The organism is Acidithiobacillus concretivorus (genome assembly GCF_018853445.1).
Classification (GTDB): Bacteria; Pseudomonadota; Gammaproteobacteria; order Acidithiobacillales; family Acidithiobacillaceae; genus Acidithiobacillus; species Acidithiobacillus concretivorus.
In genome coordinates, this window is the sequence record NZ_JABELD010000003.1 from 22,107 (window position 1) to 42,602 (window position 20,496).

Annotated in this window: 21 protein-coding genes and 3 tRNA genes; 9 read left to right on the forward strand and 15 right to left on the reverse strand. The window is 53.3% G+C overall.

Translation table 11 applies throughout. The features are described from left to right. Positions 1-7: 7 nt before the first annotated feature. The 6 genes from rplC to HJG40_RS00495 form a co-directional block, all read right to left on the reverse strand. Positions 8-640 carry a 50S ribosomal protein L3 gene (rplC, locus tag HJG40_RS00470; RefSeq protein ID WP_215862378.1) on the reverse strand — a complete coding sequence of 211 codons (633 nt, stop codon included), beginning with the start codon at positions 638-640 and terminating at the stop codon, positions 8-10. 19 nt (positions 641-659) lie between these two features. Continuing rightward, positions 660-968, reverse strand: coding sequence for a 30S ribosomal protein S10 (gene rpsJ, locus HJG40_RS00475; protein WP_012536086.1), 309 nt, complete (start codon positions 966-968; stop codon positions 660-662). Then, the gene (tuf, locus tag HJG40_RS00480) at positions 968-2,158 is read right to left on the reverse strand and encodes an elongation factor Tu (protein WP_193649834.1); all 1,191 of its coding nucleotides are present in this window, start codon (positions 2,156-2,158) and stop codon (positions 968-970) included. The genes rpsJ and tuf overlap by 1 nt, the downstream gene beginning before the upstream one ends. Before the next feature lie 39 nt (positions 2,159-2,197). Then, positions 2,198-2,273, reverse strand: a tRNA-Thr gene (locus HJG40_RS00485). A gap of 7 nt (positions 2,274-2,280) precedes the next feature. Next, positions 2,281-2,354: transfer RNA gene (locus HJG40_RS00490), tRNA-Gly, on the reverse strand. 61 nt (positions 2,355-2,415) lie between these two features. Next, positions 2,416-2,500 (reverse strand) — tRNA-Tyr (locus tag HJG40_RS00495). 255 nt (positions 2,501-2,755) lie between these two features. On the opposite strand from HJG40_RS00495, the gene HJG40_RS00500 reads away from it, so the two are divergent. The 3 genes from HJG40_RS00500 (at position 2,756) to HJG40_RS00510 (ending at position 5,559) form a co-directional block, all read left to right on the forward strand. Further along, on the forward strand, positions 2,756-3,394 hold the full coding sequence (locus tag HJG40_RS00500) for an OmpA family protein (RefSeq protein WP_215862379.1): 639 nt from the start codon (positions 2,756-2,758) through the stop codon (positions 3,392-3,394). Between the two features lie 101 nt (positions 3,395-3,495). After that, positions 3,496-5,178 (forward strand): ubiquinone biosynthesis regulatory protein kinase UbiB, encoded by a 1,683-nt coding sequence (gene ubiB / locus HJG40_RS00505; RefSeq protein ID WP_215862380.1) that lies wholly within the window; start codon positions 3,496-3,498, stop codon positions 5,176-5,178. Positions 5,179-5,214: 36 nt separating this feature from the next. Beyond that, positions 5,215-5,559: a LapA family protein gene (locus HJG40_RS00510; protein WP_215862381.1), complete on the forward strand. Its 345-nt coding sequence runs from the start codon at positions 5,215-5,217 to the stop codon at positions 5,557-5,559. 22 nt (positions 5,560-5,581) lie between these two features. Here HJG40_RS00510 and HJG40_RS00515 read toward each other — a convergent pair whose 3' ends face one another. The 9 genes from HJG40_RS00515 to HJG40_RS00555 all read right to left on the reverse strand — a co-directional run bounded on the left by HJG40_RS00515 (position 5,582) and on the right by HJG40_RS00555 (position 12,926). After that, the gene (locus HJG40_RS00515) at positions 5,582-6,157 is read right to left on the reverse strand and encodes a tetratricopeptide repeat protein (RefSeq protein WP_215862382.1); all 576 of its coding nucleotides are present in this window, start codon (positions 6,155-6,157) and stop codon (positions 5,582-5,584) included. A 329-nt stretch (positions 6,158-6,486) separates the two neighbouring features. Further along, the gene (gene nusB / locus HJG40_RS00520; RefSeq protein ID WP_215862383.1) at positions 6,487-6,933 is read right to left on the reverse strand and encodes a transcription antitermination factor NusB; all 447 of its coding nucleotides are present in this window, start codon (positions 6,931-6,933) and stop codon (positions 6,487-6,489) included. A 6-nt stretch (positions 6,934-6,939) separates the two neighbouring features. After that, on the reverse strand, positions 6,940-7,404 hold the full coding sequence (gene ribH / locus HJG40_RS00525) for a 6,7-dimethyl-8-ribityllumazine synthase (protein ID WP_226856777.1): 465 nt from the start codon (positions 7,402-7,404) through the stop codon (positions 6,940-6,942). A gap of 9 nt (positions 7,405-7,413) precedes the next feature. Next, positions 7,414-8,535: a 3,4-dihydroxy-2-butanone-4-phosphate synthase gene (gene ribB / locus HJG40_RS00530; RefSeq protein WP_215862384.1), complete on the reverse strand. Its 1,122-nt coding sequence runs from the start codon at positions 8,533-8,535 to the stop codon at positions 7,414-7,416. Beyond that, a complete protein-coding gene (locus HJG40_RS00535; protein WP_215862385.1) occupies positions 8,532-9,188 on the reverse strand; it encodes a riboflavin synthase in 657 nt (218 codons plus the stop codon). The genes ribB and HJG40_RS00535 overlap by 4 nt, the downstream gene beginning before the upstream one ends. A 3-nt stretch (positions 9,189-9,191) precedes the next feature. Next, positions 9,192-10,292 (reverse strand): bifunctional diaminohydroxyphosphoribosylaminopyrimidine deaminase/5-amino-6-(5-phosphoribosylamino)uracil reductase RibD, encoded by a 1,101-nt coding sequence (ribD, locus tag HJG40_RS00540; RefSeq protein ID WP_215862386.1) that lies wholly within the window; start codon positions 10,290-10,292, stop codon positions 9,192-9,194. Then, complete coding sequence (nrdR, locus tag HJG40_RS00545) at positions 10,282-10,785, reverse strand: transcriptional regulator NrdR (RefSeq protein ID WP_215862387.1); 504 nt, start codon at positions 10,783-10,785, stop codon at positions 10,282-10,284. The genes ribD and nrdR overlap by 11 nt, the downstream gene beginning before the upstream one ends. Positions 10,786-10,791: 6 nt before the next feature. Further along, positions 10,792-12,036 (reverse strand): serine hydroxymethyltransferase, encoded by a 1,245-nt coding sequence (gene glyA, locus HJG40_RS00550; RefSeq protein ID WP_215862388.1) that lies wholly within the window; start codon positions 12,034-12,036, stop codon positions 10,792-10,794. A gap of 104 nt (positions 12,037-12,140) precedes the next feature. Beyond that, entirely contained in the window at positions 12,141-12,926 is a 786-nt protein-coding gene (locus tag HJG40_RS00555; RefSeq protein ID WP_215862389.1) for a hypothetical protein, read from the reverse strand. 140 nt (positions 12,927-13,066) lie between these two features. Between HJG40_RS00555 and metX the strand changes: the two genes are divergently transcribed. From metX to HJG40_RS00585, 6 genes are all read left to right on the forward strand, one after another. Next, on the forward strand, positions 13,067-14,218 hold the full coding sequence (gene metX / locus HJG40_RS00560) for a homoserine O-succinyltransferase MetX (RefSeq protein ID WP_215862390.1): 1,152 nt from the start codon (positions 13,067-13,069) through the stop codon (positions 14,216-14,218). Further along, positions 14,215-14,820 carry a methionine biosynthesis protein MetW gene (metW, locus tag HJG40_RS00565; RefSeq protein WP_215862391.1) on the forward strand — a complete coding sequence of 202 codons (606 nt, stop codon included), beginning with the start codon at positions 14,215-14,217 and terminating at the stop codon, positions 14,818-14,820. Before metX ends, metW begins: the two co-directional genes overlap by 4 nt. Before the next feature lie 21 nt (positions 14,821-14,841). Continuing rightward, the gene (locus tag HJG40_RS00570; protein WP_215862392.1) at positions 14,842-15,498 is read left to right on the forward strand and encodes a glutathione S-transferase family protein; all 657 of its coding nucleotides are present in this window, start codon (positions 14,842-14,844) and stop codon (positions 15,496-15,498) included. Positions 15,499-15,540: 42 nt separating this feature from the next. Continuing rightward, positions 15,541-16,326 carry a bifunctional demethylmenaquinone methyltransferase/2-methoxy-6-polyprenyl-1,4-benzoquinol methylase UbiE gene (gene ubiE, locus HJG40_RS00575; RefSeq protein WP_215862393.1) on the forward strand — a complete coding sequence of 262 codons (786 nt, stop codon included), beginning with the start codon at positions 15,541-15,543 and terminating at the stop codon, positions 16,324-16,326. A gap of 95 nt (positions 16,327-16,421) precedes the next feature. Beyond that, entirely contained in the window at positions 16,422-18,776 is a 2,355-nt protein-coding gene (gene metE / locus HJG40_RS00580) for a 5-methyltetrahydropteroyltriglutamate--homocysteine S-methyltransferase (RefSeq protein WP_215862394.1), read from the forward strand. Between the two features lie 169 nt (positions 18,777-18,945). Beyond that, positions 18,946-20,496 carry a SulP family inorganic anion transporter gene (locus HJG40_RS00585; protein ID WP_215862395.1) on the forward strand — a complete coding sequence of 517 codons (1,551 nt, stop codon included), beginning with the start codon at positions 18,946-18,948 and terminating at the stop codon, positions 20,494-20,496.

Below are 20,496 nucleotides of genomic sequence, written 5' to 3' on the forward strand. Positions count from 1 at the left end.
ATCTCTCCTAACCGCGCACTGCAGGACGCACGATGACATCACCATCGCGTGCACCAGGTACAGCACCTTTGATCATCAGCAAATGCCGAGCTTCATCAATGCGCACCAATTCAAGGTTCAGCGTGGTGACCTGCTCATCACCTAAATGACCGGCCATCTTCTTGCCCTTGAATACCCGCCCAGGGGTCTGCCGACAACCAATGGAACCCGGTGCATTGTGCGCCCGTGAGTTACCGTGACTGGCGCGATTACTCCGGAAATTATGGCGCTTGATGGCCCCAGCAAAACCTTTACCTTTGCTGGTTCCAGTTACATCGACCTTTTGACCAGCGGTAAACACATCAAGACCAATTTCACTTCCGCTGCTGTATGCCCCGGTATCATCAACCCGAAACTCTCTCAACAAGCGACCGGGGACTACACCACTTTTACGGAAGTGTCCTGCCAGTGCAGACGTTACCCTTTGGGGACGTCGTTCACCGCAGGCCACCTGTACGGCACAGTAACCATCAGTGGCGATATCTTTAATCTGGGTCACCTTGTTTGGTGCCACATGAATGACGGTTACCGGCAAAACCCGTCCATCATCAGAGATGATGCGCGTCATACCTACTTTCCGTCCGATCAGACCCATTACCATTTTCTTGTCCTTTCTAAAATTACAGCTTGATCTCGACGTCGACACCCGCTGCAAGATCCAGCTTGATCAGCGCATCTACGGTTTTATCATTGGGATCGAGAATATCGAGCAAACGCTTATGAGTCCGCTGTTCAAATTGATCCCGGGCGTTCTTGTCCACATGGGGTGAACGCAACACTGTGAAGCGCTCGATCTTGGTGGGCAGAGGAATAGGACCGCAGACCCGAGCCCCAGTCCGCCGGGCTGTTTCAACGATTTCCGCTGCTGAAATATCGAGCATGCGGTAGTCGTATGACTTCAAGCGAATACGAATTTTTGAACTGTCCATTATTCGACCACCTTGGAAACGACGCCAGCACCCACCGTACGGCCGCCTTCGCGTACTGCAAAGCGCAAGCCTTCTTCCATCGCGATCGGGGCAATCAGGGCTACCTTAAACAACACGTTGTCGCCAGGCATCACCATCTCTACGCCTTCCGGTAATTCCACAGCACCCGTTACGTCCGTGGTCCGGAAGTAAAACTGCGGACGATAGCCATTGAAAAACGGGGTGTGGCGTCCGCCTTCTTCTTTTGACAGGACGTACACTTCTGCTTCAAAACGGGTGTGCGGCTTGATGCTGCCGGGCTTGGCCAGTACCTGGCCACGCTCTACGTCGTCTTTCTTGGTGCCACGCAGCAGTACACCGACGTTGTCGCCAGCCTGACCCTGATCCAGAATCTTCCGGAACATTTCCACACCGGTCACAATGCTCTTGGCGGTGTCGCGGATGCCGATGATTTCAATTTCATCGCCAACTTTGACAATGCCGCGCTCAATACGGCCGGTGACCACAGTGCCACGTCCGGAAATCGAGAAGACGTCTTCGATCGGCATCAGGAAGGGCTTATCTACCGGACGCTCAGGCAGCGGAATGTAGCTGTCGAGGGCGTCTGCGAGTTTGAATATGGCGGGTTCGCCGATGTCGCTCTGATCGCCTTCGAGGGCTTTCAGGGCTGAACCAATAATGACCGGAATATCGTCTCCCGGGAAATCATACTTGGACAGCAGTTCGCGGACTTCCATTTCGACGAGTTCAAGCAGTTCGGCGTCATCTACCATGTCGGCCTTGTTCAGGAATACGACAATGTAAGGTACGCCCACCTGACGGGCCAGCAGAATGTGTTCACGCGTCTGCGGCATGGGGCCGTCTGCTGCTGAACAGACCAGAATGGCGCCATCCATCTGCGCCGCTCCGGTGATCATGTTCTTGACGTAGTCGGCGTGTCCGGGGCAGTCCACGTGGGCGTAGTGACGGGCTTCCGTCTCATACTCTACGTGTGAGGTTGCGATCGTGATGCCACGTGCCCGTTCTTCCGGCGCGTTGTCAATCTGATCATAGGCTCGTACTTCTCCACCAAACTTCGTCGACAGCACCTTCGTCAGCGCCGCCGTTAATGTGGTCTTCCCATGGTCCACGTGACCAATCGTTCCCACGTTTACATGCGGCTTCGTCCGCTCAAATTTCCCTTTGGACATCAGAAACTCCCCAAGAAAACAGACCCAAGAAAAAAAATATGGAGCCCACAACCGGATTCGAACCGGTGACCTCTTCCTTACCAAGGAAGTGCTCTACCGCCTGAGCTATGTGGGCCTACTTCTGGAGCGGGTGATGGGAATCGAACCCACACCATCAGCTTGGAAGGCTGAGGTTCTACCATTGAACTACACCCGCATAAACTGTGGCGCCCGCGCCGCTTAAACTACAATTTACCTAATATACTTTTTATCAAATATGGTGGAGGGAGGAGGATTCGAACCTCCGAAGGCAGAGCCGTCAGATTTACAGTCTGATCCCTTTGACCGCTCGGGAACCCCTCCACGATTAGCGGCGCATTGTGCCGCTTACTGCTGGCACCTGTCAATAGAAATCATGACAGCCCCTGTCTCTTTATTTTATCTTTCTTCACGCCAGCCAATTACTCCATATCGTTTTTTTGATATTGATTTCAAAAGATCCTCTTGATTTTTTGTGACCTATTCTTGACATCGTTGCCGATTTACAACATCCTCTGCGTGGCTGTACTAGATTTTGCCAGGTAGATTTCTGCCCGGGCTTGAGAGGAGGGTTTATAAATGCAACATATTAAACGTATTACGCTGATGCTTGCCATCAGTGGTGGTTTTATTGCTGGAACAGCGTTTGCTGATAATGCTTATACCGGCTATGCCATTCAGGCTGGTGGTAAGCCAGTGGTCACATCCAATGGTGCTTGTGTACGTGGCGGACGTCCGGTAACGGACGGTGCCATTCCCACTTATTGCGCACCTCAACCTGCTCCGGTTGCCGCGAAGCCAGCTCCTGCACCCGCACCAGCACCTATTGCTCCAGTTGAACGTACTGTTCTGGTCAGTAAGCCCATTACTATTACTGGTATCAACTTTAAATTTGATTCCTACAAACTCCTGGATCATGACATCCGGGTTCTGGACGAAGTAGCCGATTTTGCCAAAAATCATCCGGCGGCTGTTCTGGACGTGAATGGATACTGCAGTAAGGTGGGTAGCTATGCCTACAACCTGAAACTGTCCAAGTTGCGCGCCCAAAGCGTTGCCCAATACCTTGCCAATCATGGTGTTTCCAATGATCGCATGGTCTTGAAAGGACATTCCTACAATGATCCAGTTGCCAGCAATGCCACTTCACAAGGGCGTTTCCTGAACCAGCGTGTGGAAATCAATTCCAACATCAAGGTTCAAAAAACAGTTCAGTAACTAGCCCGTAAAGGCTGAATAAGGCGGGTCGTCATTGATCCGCCTTTTTTGCGCCTTTTACCCATCATGCAGCATTCAAATTCCATGCTAGACTAGCGACCATGCGACAATCCCTGCTTCGTTTCGTACGTACTCTGCACATCACTCGCGTCCTGGTGCGGTACCGCCTGGATGAAGTGCTATATTTTCTGCCTATTTTGAAGCCATATCAGGCTGTTTTACGCCTAAGTCCCATGTCCTGGTTGGGCCCCAAGCCCCAGGGAGGTTTTGCAGAACGCCTGCGCCAGGCACTGGAAACCCTCGGACCAACTTTCATTAAGCTCGGTCAAATGTTGTCGACCCGACGCGATCTTCTACCCGATTACATCACTCAGGAACTGGCCAAGCTGCAAGATGCCGTCCCGCCCTTCCCTTCTGATGAAGCTTGTAAAATCATTGAAAGCGCATTGGGCAAACCCATCCATACGGTATTTTCAGAGTTCAATTCCAAACCGGCTGCGGCGGCTTCTATTGCTCAGGTCCATTTCGGCGTGCTGCAGGATGGTCGAGAAGTGGCTATTAAGGTCCGCCGTCCGGGCTTAAGACGTATTATTGATCAGGATCTGGCTATTTTAGGTCTGTTGGCTGATTTGGCGGAACGCTATTCCCAGGAAGGACGACGTCTGAGAATTCGCGCTGTTGTGGCGGAATATGCTAAGACCTTGCGCGGAGAACTGGATTTGCTGCGCGAAGCGGCTAATGCCAGTCAATTACGGCGCAATTTTGCCGCCGACCCTGATCTGCTTTATATCCCCGAAATTTACTGGGATTACTGTAGTTCCTCCGTCTTGGTCATGGAACGAATTTACGGTATTCCGATTGGTCAGTTGGATGCCTTACGCGCTGCCGGTATCAACTTTGATCAACTCTCCAGACGCGCCGCAGATATTTTCTTCCGTCAGGTTTTTCGCGACGCCTACTTTCATGCAGATATGCATCCCGGCAACATTTTTATAGACCCCCAAAGCGGGCGTTTTATTGCTGTGGACTTTGGCATCATGGGTAGCCTGGATGATGCCAGCCAGCATTATCTGGCGGAAAACATGATCGCTTTTTTTCAAAGAGATTACCGGAGAGTCGCCGAGGCGCATGTGGAGGCAGGCTGGGTTCCGCCTGATACTAATGTTCAGGATTTTGAAACAGCGATTAGGGCCATTGCCGAACCTGTATTTGAAAAACCCCTAAACGAAATTTCGGTAGCCAACCTGTTGCTGCGCTTATTCCAGACGACCCGGGCTTTTCACATGCAAACCCAGCCCCAACTGTTATTGCTCCAGAAAACTTTGGTGAACGTCGAAGGCATCGCCCGCGATTTCAATCCTGCATTGAACATGTGGGAAGTAGCTACTCCACTGCTGACTGAATGGCTGAGTCGGCAACGCGGACCCCGTGCTTGGTGGACGGAAATGAAGCGTCATTTTCCAGAGTGGGGGCTGGTCCTTCCGGAAATGCCCGTTTTATTGCATGGCATTCTCCGTCAAGCCCAACAAGGAGAATTACCCCTGGTTATTCGAAATCAGGATCTGGAAGGCATTCGCAAAGAAATCCGTCGTGGCATGCTGCGCCTTTCATTTGGGGTCAGTGGGACTTTCATTGTGGTGGGCATTGGTATTATGGCGGCTCTCGCGCACAAACTGGACTACGCGATTCTCGATCTACCACTCTGGGTATGGTTGATTTTACTACCCGGATTCACCTGGGTTGGCGCTCGTTGGATTGGCAGTTTTTTCAGGATTCGAGATTAACACTTAATCGATAAACAGCAAGGGAGGGTTGCTATTATGTGGGTCATTATTTCGCTTGTGATAGCCGCTGTGGCTGTCATATTCGCCGTACAGAATAACACCATGACATCTGTACATTTTTTTTCATGGACTTTTGCCCAATCTCAGGGCGTGATATTACTGGGTGGATTTGTGGCGGGGTTTATCGCCAGTATGCTGATCTATCTACCTACCCATATCCGCAACAAGCTCAAAATACGTCGTCATGAACGCCGACTGTCTGACCTTGAAGGACAACTTAATGAAGAAAAGGGCAAGCGGGAATACATCGAAAAAGAACACGCCGCTGCCTTACGCATTCAGAAAAATAACGGTATGACCGGGTCCAAGGCCGAAAGCTGAGAACCCGGCAGTATTAGTCCGTTTATTCGGCTTTTTTGTCCGCGACGGGAACCGCAGAGGCCATTTTATTAATCGGTACGGCACGGGCAAGTACTTCGAGGTTTTTGGTAGCTTGCGTGTTACCTGCTTCTGCCGCCTTGTGCCACCACAATGACGCTTTGGCGTAATCCTGAGGAACACCCTGACCCATAAAATAGAGATTGCCCAGATTATACTCAGCAGCCGAAACCCCCAACTCTGCAGCCTTATTCCACCAGTAGGCCGCTTTAATCAGGTCTTTGGGCACACCCTGACCAAAATAATATTGCATGCCCAGGTTATACTCGGCCTTACCGTAACCGTGCATGGCAGATTTTTCAAACCACTGTGCCGCCAATGTGTAATTTTGTGGCACACCATCGCCCAATGCGCAGCGGGTACCAATGCTGTTTTCCAGTTTGGCGGTGGTCAAATCGGCCGGCTGTGTGCTGGCTGAGTCTTCCATTTCTGCCTTGTTGGCTGTCGTCTGGGCATCGGCAAGGGGCGCGGCAACGAGCAAAAACGCGGCAGCCGAACAAGCAAGCACCGCAGGATTAGACAATAAACGATGAGCAGGCATGATTTACTCCATAAATGAGGGTTAATAGCTTTCAGATGTGAAGGTTACACCATAAAGCTAAGAAACTGCCACAACTTTTTACGCTAACCTTTCGAGTATGGATAATCATAAAATCGGCAGTGGGCTTGGGGGCTTTGCAGCGACTTTGGCCCGCGCCGTTGCTGTTCTTGGTGAAATCCTGCGCCCGTCAGGAGAGCTGTCTGAGCTCAAAGGGCGAGTTCTCTCCTGACAGCAGGATGAGCCTTAGAACAACAGGCAAGGGACGTTGGAGCAAAAAACCCCCAAGCCCACTGCCGGTTTTAAGCTAATATACCCATCAAAGTCCTCTTTCAGGATTTTGTGCTTTGCTCTATCTCACTCTGTCGCCAGCGTTGGGCCAGCTTGTCGAGTACCGCGTTGACAAAGCGATGCCCCTGCTCAGCCCCAAAATCCTTACCCAATTCAATGGCTTCATTGATAACAACGCGGTATGGTGTCTGCGGCAGATCACGGAGTTCATAGGCGGCAAGGCGCAAAATGGCGCGCTCTACTTCGCTGATTTCATCCGTCCAGCGCCGATCCGGGATTTCATCGGCAATGGCCGGATCCAACTGCGGAATCGCCTGACAAACGCCTTCCCATACCGTCGCAAAAAAAACGCGATCTGCGCCCTGAAGCCGTTCCGGGTCTGCAGTAAACTGAAGCGCAATTTCTGCACAATGCCCGGGATTCAGCTGCCACTGATAAAGAGCCTGGATAATAGCCTGACGCGCCAGGCGACGACGACTGTTTTTCATGGAGGCTCAGATCTGACCCAGAAGCTGTACCATTTCGAGTGCCGTCATGGCCGCATCAAAACCTTTATTTCCCGCCTTGGTCCCGGCGCGCTCAATAGCCTGTTCAATACTGTCGGTGGTTAATATGCCGAAAATTACCGGAATACCCGTATCCATGGCCACCTGTGCCACACCCTTGGAAACCTCTCCTGCCACATAATCAAAATGGGGGGTTCCACCACGAATAACGGCACCCAGACAAAGAACCGCGTCATAATTTCCACTACGGGCCAGTTTTTGAGCAACCAATGGAATTTCATAAGCGCCCGGAACATACACCACATGAATTTGTTCATCACTGGCACCATGGCGACGCAGGCCATCTATAGCGCCTTGCTCCAGTTGCTGAGTAATGAAACTGTTAAAGCGACTGACGAGCAGAACAAAACGAAACTTGCCAGCCTGGAGACTACCTTCTATTTGCTTAATCATGATTTTTCCTTATTTGTTTTCCTGAAATGGACGCTGGCCCACAATTTCGAGACCAAATCCGCCAATACCCCGGTACTGGAAATGGCTGTCACTCAGCACCTCGGCACGATGCACACCCAGATCCGTCAGTATTTGCGCGCCAATACCAAAAGTGCGCAAAACCCGTCCGGCATCTCCGGCCTGCCCAGGTCCTTTAGGCATTTCCGGCAAGGCAGATACTTCCTGGACCAGTTCTTCCACACTTTCTTCATGGTGCAAATACACCAATACTCCCCGACCTTCTGCCGCAATCCGCTCTAACGCATGCGCATTGGGACTGGCCGCTCCCGCAAACAGATCATTGAGGGTCTTCCCCACCTGAACACGCACCAGCACGGGATCATCTGTAGCCGCCACTTCACCCAAGACCAAAGCAAAATGCGTTTCTTTTGCTACCCAGTCTCGATAAACCGTTAGCTGGAATTCTCCATAGGGGCTCTGCCAGGGACCCTCGGCTTGACGCTCGACAATCCGCTCTCTTTCAAGGCGATAACGAATCAAGTCGGCAATGGTGCCAATTTTAAGTCCATGCTCCGCCGCATAGGGAAGCAGATCGGGTAAACGCGCCATTTCTCCATCGGCATTGAGAATCTCGCAAATCACTCCTGCTGGCTGACAACCCGCCAGTCTTGCCAGATCGACGGCCGCTTCGGTATGCCCAGCGCGAACCAGAACCCCACCCGGCTCGGCAGTAAGGGGAAAAATGTGTCCGGGCATGACCAGATCTTCGGGCGCCGCATGTTCAGCAATAGCGGCCTGAACAGTAGCTGCCCGGTCGGCTGCAGAAATACCTGTAGTCACTCCCCGAGCCGCTTCAATGGATACCGTAAAGGCGGTTCCAAGGCTGGCCGTATTATGTCCGACCATTTGTGGCAGACGCAGCTGTTGGCAGCGCTCCCGGGTCAAAGGCAAACAGACCAGTCCGCGTGCCTGGGTTACCATAAAATTGATGGCGGCGGGCGTCACGAACTCCGCTGCCATGATCAGGTCACCCTCATTTTCACGGCCCTCGTCATCCATGAGGATCACCATACGACCCGCTGCAATTTCGGCAATAATTTCTTCGGCGGGACTGATTTTACCTTCACTCATACGGGGTATCCTTTGGCAGCTAGTGATTCGCGGGTGATTTCCGATTTTAGCCCCGACTCCGCCTCCGTCGCCACCCAGCGTTCCAGATAGCGGGCAATCAGGTCCACTTCGAGATTGACCGCCTGACCCGCACGCCAGGCTGATGCGGTCGTATTTGTCAGTGTATGGGGAATCAGATTAAGCATAAATTGCTCGCCTTCCAGAGCATTGACGGTCAAGCTGATACCATCTACGCAAATGCTGCCTTTGGCGGCGATATAGCGCAGCAGTTCGCGCGGTGCGGTCACCGCAAAAACCTGTGAACGTCCAGAATTTTGCACGCTATGGATTTGTCCGACCCCGTCCACATGACCCGCTACCAGATGACCGCCCAGACGATCAGCCAGACGCAGCGCTTTTTCGAGATTCACTGCACTACCTGATTTCAGGCTACCCAGCAGGGTCTTGTCCAGAGTCTCGCGGGAAATATCTACGGCAAACCCATCTTTGTGCAGTTCTACTACGGTCAGGCAAACGCCCGATACAGCAATACTGTCACCGAGTTTGACATCACCCAAATCGAGCCCGCCAGCGGCGAGCGTCATCCGAAAATCACCGCCCTGAGGCTGCAATTGTCGAACCTGACCCAAGGCCTCAATAATTCCGGTGAACATGAATCAGCACTCCTGCGGACCCAGGGTCCACTTCAGATCATTACCCAGTGACTCAACCCGAAGACTCCGCCAGCGTGGAGCTTCGATCAGTTGTTGAAAAGGACCAACCTGCATGGCTGGCAATGCCCCCTGGCCGAGGAGCATGGGGGCCATGTAGAGCAGCCACTCATCGACCAATCCGGCCGCAAACAGTGAGCTGGCCAAGCCCGGACCCGCCTCTACCAGCAGCTCATTGATTTGCTTTTCTGCCAAAATACGCATGACTGCCGGACAATCCAGATGCTCGCCATTAACAGGCACCACCAACAACTCTGCACCTGCGGCTTGCAGCATTTTTTTGGCTGAGTCCGGCAGGCCCGGCCCATGACAAATCCAGACTGCACCGGGTGAAGCAAACAGCGCCGCATCTGCCGGGGTCCGCAAATGCGTATCCATAACCACTTTCACCGGATAACGACGCAACGGAGTATCCAGGCGCGGAGCCAAGCGCGGGTTGTCGGCCAGAACCGTGCCAATCCCCACCAGGATGGCACTGGAACCAGCACGCTCCTTTTGCACATCGGCGCGTGCGAGGGTTCCGGTCAGCCACTGACTTTGTCCATTGGCCAGCGCCACCCCTGCATCCAGACTGATGGCCTGCTTTAAGCGAATCCAGGGACGCCCACCTTCCATGCGCATGAAAAATCCGGGGTTCAGCGCACGACTTTCGGCTTCGCAACAGCCGAGATCGACTTGTATGCCAGCGGCCCTGAGCCGGGCAATTCCCTGTCCGGAAACCAGAGGATTGGGATCCTGAGCCGCCACCACCACCCGTGCCACTCCTGCAGCCACCAAGGCGTCCGCACAGGGTCCGGTACGTCCCTGATGACTGCAGGGTTCGAGGGTCACGTAAACAGTCGCCGCACACGATGCCGCACCGGCTTCGGCAAGAGCCAGCACTTCGGCATGGACTTCACCGGCAAAAAGGTGAGCGCCCCGGCCTACAATGATGCCGTCCTGCACCACCACCGCGCCCACTCGCGGATTAGGATGCGTTGAATATAAACCCCGTTTCGCCAAATCCAGGGCCATTTCCATGAACTGATGGTCCTGCTCAGTCAGCACCAGAACGGCCTTTTTCCGGTGCTTGTTGCTGATCGGGATGGGGACCCTCTTTCAGCCGGGCAATTTCTGCACTGAATGCATCCACATCTTCAAAACGCCGATACACCGAAGCGAAACGCACATAGGCCACCGGATCGAGGCCGCGCAGAGCTTCCATGACCAATTCGCCAATCAGGCGCGCTGGCACTTCGCGTTCGCCTCTTTCACGAAGACGCCGTTGAATTAAACGCAGGGCTGCATCTACCTGGTCGGTAGCAACCGGACGCTTGCTGAGCGCCCGCGTCAAACCACGCTGCAGCTTGTCTTCGTTAAAAGACTCACGACGTCCATCGGTTTTAACCACCATGGGCAAAGCGAGTTCGGCACGCTCAAAAGTCGTGAAACGCTGATTACATTGTGGGCATTCCCGACGGCGCCGCACTGTCCCGCCCTCATCTGCAAGGCGGGAATCCACCACCCGGGTGTCAGCGAAGGCGCAGAACGGGCAATGCACGGAATCCTAGCCGTACACCGGGAATTGCTTGCACAGGGCAGTCATATCCGCCTTGACCCGGGCAATCACTGCGGCGTCTTCGGGAGCATCCAGCACATCGGCGATACCCTTGCCCAAGCGCTGCATTTCCGCTTCTGCAAAGCCACGAGTGGTTGCTGCCGGGGTGCCGATGCGAATACCACTGGTCACGGCTGGCGGACGGGTATCAAAAGGCACCGCGTTTTTGTTGACCGTGATGTGCGCCTGGCCCAACGCTTCCTCGGCTTCCTTGCCGGTTATTTTTTCGCCGAGATTGAGGAGGAAAAGATGATTATCTGTACCGCCCGACACGGCTGTATAACCGCGTCCTGCCAGCACCTGACTCAGAGCCTGGGCGTTGCGAATCACCTGCTGCTGATAGGTTTTGAATTCCGGCTGCAAAGCTTCACGGAAAGCGACCGCCTTACCGGCAATGACGTGCATCAGAGGACCACCCTGCAAGCCAGGGAAGATCAAAGAATTGACCTTCTTGGCATATTCTTCCCGGCACAGAATGAGACCACCACGCGGACCACGCAGAGTTTTGTGGGTCGTGGTGGTGACGAAATCTGCATGAGGAACGGGGCTGGGATGTAAACCGGTCGCCACCAATCCGGCAATGTGGGCCATGTCCACCAGCAAATAAGCGCCGATACTCCGGGCAATTTCACCGATTTTTTCGAAATCGATAATGCGTGAATAAGCACTGGCCCCGGCGACGATCATTTTGGGGCGCTCCTGCTCGGCCTGTGCTGCCATTGCCTCATAATCAATGCGGCCATCTTCGGCGCGCACCCCGTAAGCGGCCACCTGAAACAGCTTGCCCGAAACATTGACCTTGGCTCCGTGGGTCAGATGTCCGCCATGCGCCAGACTCATTCCCATAATTTTATCACCCGGCTTCAATACCGATAGGTAAACAGCCTGATTAGCCTGAGAACCGGAATGGGCCTGGACATTGGCATGTTCTGCGCCAAACAGTTCCAGAGCCCGATCAATGGCCAACTGTTCAGCCACATCTACATACTCGCAACCACCATAATAGCGTTTACCCGGATAACCCTCGGCATACTTGTTGGTCAGCACCGAACCCTGCGCCACCATTACCATGGGGCTGGTATAGTTTTCAGAAGCAATGAGTTCTACATGATCTTCCTGGCGCTGTGTTTCCTTACACATGGCATCCCATAGTGCAGGATCAAAATCAGCAATACTGAGGGTTTTGGAAAACATGGTGCACTCCTTCAAAAACTTCCAGAAAATTGTGGCTAGACACTAATGGATGCAAGAACGAACGGCAAGGGTAAAAAATGCGTGCAAGTCATGAATGAAACTCATCAGAGTTTGACACGCACCGGCTGAGGGTGATGGGCGAGTACAAAGCGGGCGGCCTTCTTTTCTTTCTTTTTTCGGGGGGGACGCCGCTTGTCAGCAAAAATATCCTGATAGGCCACATGGATGACCGGTGGACCCAACACCCAGACAATCAAGCCCAACCACAACTGGGAAAAAGCCGGCATAAACAGATTCGCCAGCAAAATGATGGCCCAGAGACCGATTAGAGGATCTCGTAATTCGGGCCTGAATAGCAGAGTGAGTGTAGTTTCCACTTCTGACTCCAGCCAGCCATGGCCTTTGTGCAAGGCAAGAGCAATCCCGAAAAAAGCTGGCGAGAACCAAAAGTAGGGCATCAGCGACAAATCCGAGAAACGCTGCCCGAAAGCGAACCACCAGCCCCAGAATCCCTGACCCATGCCCGAGTCGTCATGCCAGAGGATATTGATCCCGGCCAGCAGACTGCCCATAACCACTATATCTTGGCCAAATTCGAAAATCATGCCAAAAACGGCGAAAAGCATGCCCCACACCACCGCCACATGAAGGGCATGCCGGGTTTGTCGAGTGGTGTAGGATTCCGTCTCTTCATCGGTATTGGCGGCGATTTCCAGGCCAAACAACAGGCCAAAGGGCGCCATGGCGTACATCAACCATTCGGGAAAGGGAATGGCTGCCAGCACCAATGCAGCGCCGGTAAGCAGCAGCCATGGCCGAGGCCGGGCCACTACCAGCTCAGCCCCCCCTTCGACCCAGCTCACTACGCGATTTACCCACTTCCAGGCCAAAATTATCTCCCAGCAATATTTTCTGATTCTAAACCATGAAGCAGCTTAAACACAAAATACTGCCGCCTTATGCCGCTTGTCGCCGACGGCCTTGAAGTTTAGACTCTTCCGGCTCTGTTTGATGATTAGAAAAGCACACAATGCCTGCTCAGATACCCGCTGATTCCGTTGGACTGGTAACCCCGCAGACGGTCACTTTTCCAGCTGACCTACAGCTGGAGTGTGGGCGCAGCTTGCCGGGTTACACCCTGGTTTATGAAAGTTATGGCACCTTAAACAAGGATCACAGCAACGCAATTTTGCTCTGCCATGCGCTTTCCGGCGATCATCACGCTGCCGGGTATCACCACATGGATGATCGCAAGCCCGGCTGGTGGGAGCAACTGCTCGGACCTGGTAAGGCCATGGATACTGAACAGTTTTTTTTCGTCTGCGCCAATTTTATCGGATCTTGCAAAGGCTCAACGGGTCCAGCTAGCATCAATCCTGAAACCGGCAGCCCCTGGGGTCTGGATTTTCCTATGGTCACCGTCCGTGATTGGGTAAAAACCCAGGCTGACCTGGCCGATCATCTGGAGATTGAACAATGGGCGGCGGTTATTGGCGGTAGCCTGGGTGGTATGCAGGTTATGCAATGGAGCATGGATTACCCTGACCGGCTGCGGAACGCCGTGGTCATTGCTGCTGCGCCCAAACTGACGGCTCAGAACATCGCCTTCAACGAAGTTTGTCGCCAGGCCATCATGACGGATCCGGATTTTCACAATGGCCGTTATTATGCCCATGACACCAAACCGCGCCGGGGACTATCACTGGCGCGGATGATCGGCCACATCACCTATCTTTCCGATGACGCCATGCGCACCAAGTTCGGTCGGGAGACCCGGGGCGGCAAGGCTTTTTCTTTTGGCTTTGATGTGGATTTTGAAGTGGAAAGTTATTTGCGCTATCAGGGTTCAAGCTTTGTCGAACGCTTTGATGCCAATAGCTATTTATATATTACCAAGGCATTGGATTATTTTGATCCGGCCAGTGCTTATGGCGGCAATCTGGCAGAAGCTTTTGCCCAGGTACAAGCGGCGTTTTTAGTGGTCTCTTTCAGTTCTGACTGGCGGTTTTCCCCAGAACGCTCCCGCGAAATCGTGCAGGCACTGTACACCTGTAATCGCGATGTCAGCTATGCGGAAATTGAAGCCACCCACGGCCACGATTCCTTTTTAATGCCCATTCCCCAATATGTAGCCGTTCTCGGCACTTATCTGCAACGTGTTGCAGAGGAAATCGGACTATGAAGCTACGCCAGGATCTGGCCATTATTGCCGAATGGATTCCTCCGCAAAGCCGCATTCTTGATCTGGGCTGCGGTGAGGGAGAACTGCTGGCCTATTTGCGCGCCGAAAAGGGCGTGCAAGGTTACGGGGTTGAAATTGAGGAAGATCGGGTTGTTGCTGCTATCCGGCGCGGAATTCCGGTCATTCAGCAGGATCTTGATCAGGGACTCAAAAATTTTGCAGACCAGAGTGTTGATACGGTAGTGCTTTCTTTGACCCTGCAGGCTTCTACCTATCCCCGTCAGTTATTACTCGAAATGTTACGCGTCGGCCGTGAGGTCATTGTCACTTTTCCCAACATGGGACACTGGCATGCACGCTGGCAACTGGGCGTGCAGGGTAAAATGCCCACCACAGACGCTTTGCCCCATACGTGGTACGATACCCCCAACATCCACCTGTGTACGATTCGAGACTTTGAACAACTCTGTGCCGACAACGGCATCGCCATCCATCAGCGGGTCGTGCTCAATGAGCGGCGGCGCAGCACTTGGCGTAACCGTTTGTTACCCAACCTATTTGGAGAAGTTGCTTTATACCGTTGCGCCCTGGTCGCACGCTGAAGCCCATGCGAGGAGAACGCCATGACCCTGGAACTGATCAGCTTCCCCCTCTGCCCCTATGTACAGCGTTCGGTGATTACCCTGCTGCACAAGCAGATAGTTTTCAAACTGACGCATATTGACCTGGCACACAAACCCGAATGGTTTCTCGAACTTTCGCCTATGGGCAGGGTCCCCTGCCTGAAAGTGGGCACTGACGCCGTACTGTTCGAGTCTCAGGTCATCAATGAATATCTGGATGAAACCATTGCGCCGCCCCTGCATCCTGCTGACCCGCTGGAACGCGCCCAGCACCGCGCCTGGATTGCCTTTGGCAGCGAAATGATTGGAGATCAGTTTCAGATGATGATAGCTCAGGGTGAAGAACGCTTTACAGCGGCCAGTCGCCAGCTTTTTGACAAGCTGGAGCGGCTGGAAAAAAATATGGCCGAAGGACCATTTTTTGCGGGTCAACATTTCAGCCTGGTAGATGCTGCCTTTGCGCCCTTATTTATGCGCATGGAAATTCTGCACGCATTACGTCCATTGCCGCGTTGGGAATCCTTGGGCAAACTGCGCCGCTGGACCGCCTTACTCATGGAATTACCCGAGGTAGCAGGTTCCGTAACTGCCGACTTTCCAGAACGGCTGCGGAATTATATCAGCGAAAAAGGTAGTCTTCTGCTACGCTCAGTCTGAATATAAGCTGCCGCATTTATAATTTGCACAGGAGTCATGCGTATGAGTGATCAACAGGGAGAGGACATGCAGGATCAGGCGCTCGTGCCCACCACCCACTTTGGTTATCAGGAAGTCCCGGAAACGGAAAAAGAACACCTGGTCAAAGGGGTTTTCAGCAATGTCGCGGGTAAATACGACCTGATGAACGACCTGATGTCATTGGGTGTGCATCGTCTGTGGAAACGCTTCACGGTAGATTTGGCCCGCCCCCGTCCCGGCCAACGGGTGCTGGATCTCGCCGGAGGCACGGGTGATCTGGCTGCCGCCATTTATCCGCGCATTAAACCCAATGGTTCCATTGTGGTCTCTGATATCAATCCGGAAATGCTGGCGGTTGGCGAAAACCGCCTGGCTGATAAGGGCATCATCGCCGGGGTTGAGTTTGTCGAAGCCAATGCGGAGGAACTCCCCTTTCCGGACCGTGAATTTGACCTGGTCACCCTGGCCTTTGGCATTCGCAACATGACCCATCCCGAACGGGCCTTGAAGGAAATTCACCGCGTCCTCAAAACCGGTGGGCGGGCTTTGATTCTGGAGTTTTCACATCCGCGCTGGCCGGGTTTGCAGTCCATCTATGATATGTATTCCTTTAAGTTACTGCCGCGCATTGGCGAACTCGTCGCCAAGGATCGAGACAGCTATCAATATCTGGTGGAATCCATCCGCCGTTTCCCCGATCAGGAAACCTTCAAAATGATGATGGAAGAAGCCGGCCTGGAACGGGTTGAGGTGTTCAACCTGTCGGGTGGTATTGTCGCCCTGCATCGCGGCTTTCGCATGGATTGATGAATGCTTTTCATCTGAACGCCTAAAAATTCCCTCTTGAGCCGCGACTCCGGGCAGGGCATGATGGCCACAATTTTCGCAGAGGAGTAATGCCCATGACGTCCGTTCACAGTCTCGGTTTTCCGCGTATCGGTCATAAACGCGAACTCAAAAAAGCGCTGGAAAGCTTCTGGTCCAAAGAAATTGACGAGCAGGAACTGCAGGCCCGCGCTGCCCAGTTGCGTGACCGTCACTGGAAAATCCAGCAGACCTGTGGGATGGACTTCATCCCGGTTGGTGATTTCAGTCTCTATGATCACATGCTGGACATGAGCTGCACCCTGGGTGCCATTCCTCCCCGTTATGGATTTTCCGGCGGCCAGGTGGGTCTGGATACCTTTTTTGCCATGGCACGCGGTTCCAGCACCCAGCCCGCCATGGAAATGACCAAGTGGTTTGATGCCAACTATCACTTCATTGTGCCGGAATTCCATGAAAACATGGAATTTAATCTGAGCAGTGAACGTCTGTTTGACCAGATTAAAGAAGCCCAGGCTCTGGGTCTCAAGAGCAAGCCCGTACTGGTCGGCCCCATCACCTACCTGTGGCTGGGCAAGGAAAAAGACCTCAATGCCGAAGCCCATCATGAAGCGCAACATCATCATGACGACAGTGCCTGTCATGGTCACGGTGCGCCGGTCGGTAATGCCTGCTTTGATCGCCTGACCTTGCTGCCCAAGGTTCTGCCTGTTTATGCCGAAATTCTGGAGCGTCTTGCCAGCATGGGCGTGGAGTGGGTACAAATGGACGAACCTGCTCTGGCACTGGACCTGCCCGCCGAATGGCACCAGGCTTTGGCCTCTGCCTACCAGACTCTCAGCAAAGGCAAAAGCCCCAAGGTATTACTGGCCACCTATTTTGATTCTGTCGCTGATCATGCCGAAGCCCTCAAAGCCCTTCCCGTCGCCGGCCTGCATCTGGATTTGCGGCGCGCCCCGCAACAGTTGGACAGCTTCCTGAAAAATTATCCGGCTGACAAAGTGCTTTCTCTGGGCGTGGTAGATGGCCGCAATGTTTGGCGCGCCGACCTCGATGCCGCCATCCAAACTCTGGAACCTGCACACAAACAGCTGGGAGACCGTCTTTGGGTAGCTCCTTCCTGCAGCCTGTTGCACACCCCGGTTGATCTGGACCAGGAAAACGAACTCGACGCCGAATTGAAATCATGGCTGGCTTTCTCCGTACAAAAGCTCGATGAAGTCGCCATTATTGGTCGTGCCCTGAATGAAGGCGTGGCAGCCGTAGCGCAGGAACTGTCCACCGCACGTGCCGCCGTACAATCACGTAAAACTTCACCGCGCATTCACAACCCGGCTGTTGCCCAGCGTCTGGAAGGTTTGGGTAAGGATGATGGTCAGCGCAAAAGTGCTTTCCAGGCCCGTGAAGCCGCACAGCGTGCGCGCTTCAAGCTGCCGGCTTTTCCCACTACCAGTATCGGCAGTTTCCCGCAGACTCCCGAAATCCGTAAAGCCCGCCTGCAAAATCGCAAGGGCGAACTGAGCAATGCCGACTACCAGAAAGCCATGGAAGCTGAAATTGCACTGGTTGTGAAAGAGCAGGAACGTTTGGGTATTGACGTTCCGGTGCACGGCGAGCCCGAACGCAATGACATGGTGGAATACTTCGGCGAACAACTCTCTGGATTCGCCTTTACCCGTCATGGCTGGGTGCAGAGTTACGGCTCACGCTACGTCAAGCCACCGTTGATTTTCGGTGACGTATCCCGTCCTACCCCCATGACCGTGGCCTGGAGCAAATATGCCCAGTCCCTGACCCAACGGCCCATGAAAGGCATGCTCACCGGTCCGGTGACCATCCTGCAATGGTCTTTTGTGCGCGATGATCAGCCCCGTGAAAAAACGGCGCTGCAAATTGCACTGGCGATCCGCGACGAGGTCAAGGATCTGATCGACGCCGGTATTGGCATCATTCAGATTGACGAACCGGCCTACCGTGAAGGACTTCCCCTGAAGCGCAAGGACTGGGAACAGTACCTGAACTGGGCATCGCGTGCATTCCGTATTTCTGCACAAATTGCGCCTGATGACGTGCAGATTCACACCCACATGTGCTACTCGGAATTCAATGACATCCTCCCCGCTATTGCGGCCATGGATGCGGATGTCATAACCATTGAAACCTCCCGTTCACAAATGGAATTGCTGGATGCTTTTGCCACATTCAACTACCCCAACGAAATCGGACCCGGTGTGTATGACATTCACTCACCCCGCGTTCCCAGCGTCGAAGAGATGGTCGGTCTGATGGAAAAAGCGGTCAAAGTGGTTCCTGCAGAGCGTCTGTGGATCAACCCCGACTGTGGACTAAAAACCCGTAAATGGGCAGAAGTCACTCCGGCTCTGGAAAACATGGTCGAAGCAGCCAAACAGGTACGTGCCAAACACGCCTGATTGAATCACCCGCTTCAAACTGCACAAAGGCCCCATTCGGGGCCTTTTTTAATGCTTGATGATTGCCCCCCCGCCTTATAGACTCGTTGGCAATTAAAAAGATAGAAAGGGTTTGCTGGCACCGCGCTCCGCAACACACCAGTTTAATGCTATCTTTTTGGAACTGTTAATGAATCAGCCAACCAACCTGTCCCCACTCAAAAATCTGCGGGCCGATGTTCCTGCCGCCGTGGTCGTCGCTCTCGTCGCCATGCCCCTCTGCCTTGGGGTCGCGCTGGCTTCCGGCACCCCACTGATTGCGGGTTTGATTGCTGGCATCATGGGCGGAGTCCTGGTTCCGCTGTTCAGTCGCTCGCCCCTGGCCGTCAGTGGCCCTACCCCGGCCATTGTGGCCACGCTGCTGGTGGCTATGGAAGCCCTGCACAGTTTTCCCGCGTTACTGCTCGCCGTAGTTATTGCTGGCGGTATTCAAATTATTCTGGCGCTATTGCGTGCGGGAGTAGTGGCTTATTTTTTTCCGTCGGCCGTCATCCAGGGTATTTTGTCGGCCATCGGGATTATCATCATCCTCAAACAATTTCCCTATGCCATTGGTTTTGATATTGGCGAGTTTGGTAATCAGGATTTTTTTGATGCCCATGGAGAAAACACCTTCAGTGCCGTCATTGCCGCACTGGCCCATGTGGAATGGGGCGCGTTACTGGTCAGCGTACTGGCGTTAGCTATTTTAATGATTTGGGATAAGGTAGCCGTCCTGCGCAAACAAACCTGGCTCTCCGGCCCATTGATGGCGGTGGTGTTAGGAACCCTTCTGAACGTACTGTTTGTCCATACTCTGCCAGAACTGGCCATAGACAAAAGCAATTTGGTCAATTTGCCCTCGATTCGTTCACTGGCAGATTTGCAGGGCATGCTGCAAATGCCGGACTGGAGCATGATCGGTTCAAAAACCGTATGGGTGACCGCTATTGCCATTACCTTTATTGCCAGCCTGGAAAGTCTGCTTTCCACAGAAGCCTCCGACAAACTGGACCCTTTAAAAAGACGCACCCCCCTCGACCGTGAACTGCTGGGACAGGGAGTGGCCAACATCGCCAGCGGCCTCATTGGTGGACTTCCGGTTGCCGCCGTCATAGTGCGAAGCACGGCCAATGTGGCAGCCGGGGCACGGACCAAAGCCAGCGCCTTTCTGCACGGGATTTTTCTGTTACTGGCCGTCGTATTTCTGGCTACGCTAATGAATCATATTCCCTTGGCAGCATTAGCCTCTATCCTGATTTTCGTCGGTTTCAAACTGGCGCACCCGAATATTTTCAGGAAAATGTTCAAACTGGATAAGTCCCAGTATTTACCCTTCCTCATCACCATTGTGGCAATTTTGTTCACCAGTCTGATTACCGGCGTCGTAATCGGGTTGCTGGCGGGTATTTTCTTCGTCCTCAAGGCCAACTATCACAGCGCCATCGATATTGGGCGGGAGGGCGACGCCTACAAAATATCCCTGAACAGAGAAGTCACCTTCGTCAACAAGGCGCGTCTCTCGCACATTCTGGAGAGACTCCCCAAAGATGCTGAAGTGATTCTGGACGGCAAAAAAGTGCGCTTCATTGATCACGATGTGCTCGAAGTTATTCGTGATTTCGAAGGTGCTGCCGTACTGAAAAACATTCAGTTACGCGAACAGAATTTCGACACCCCGATTCTCAAGTCCCCCGTATAA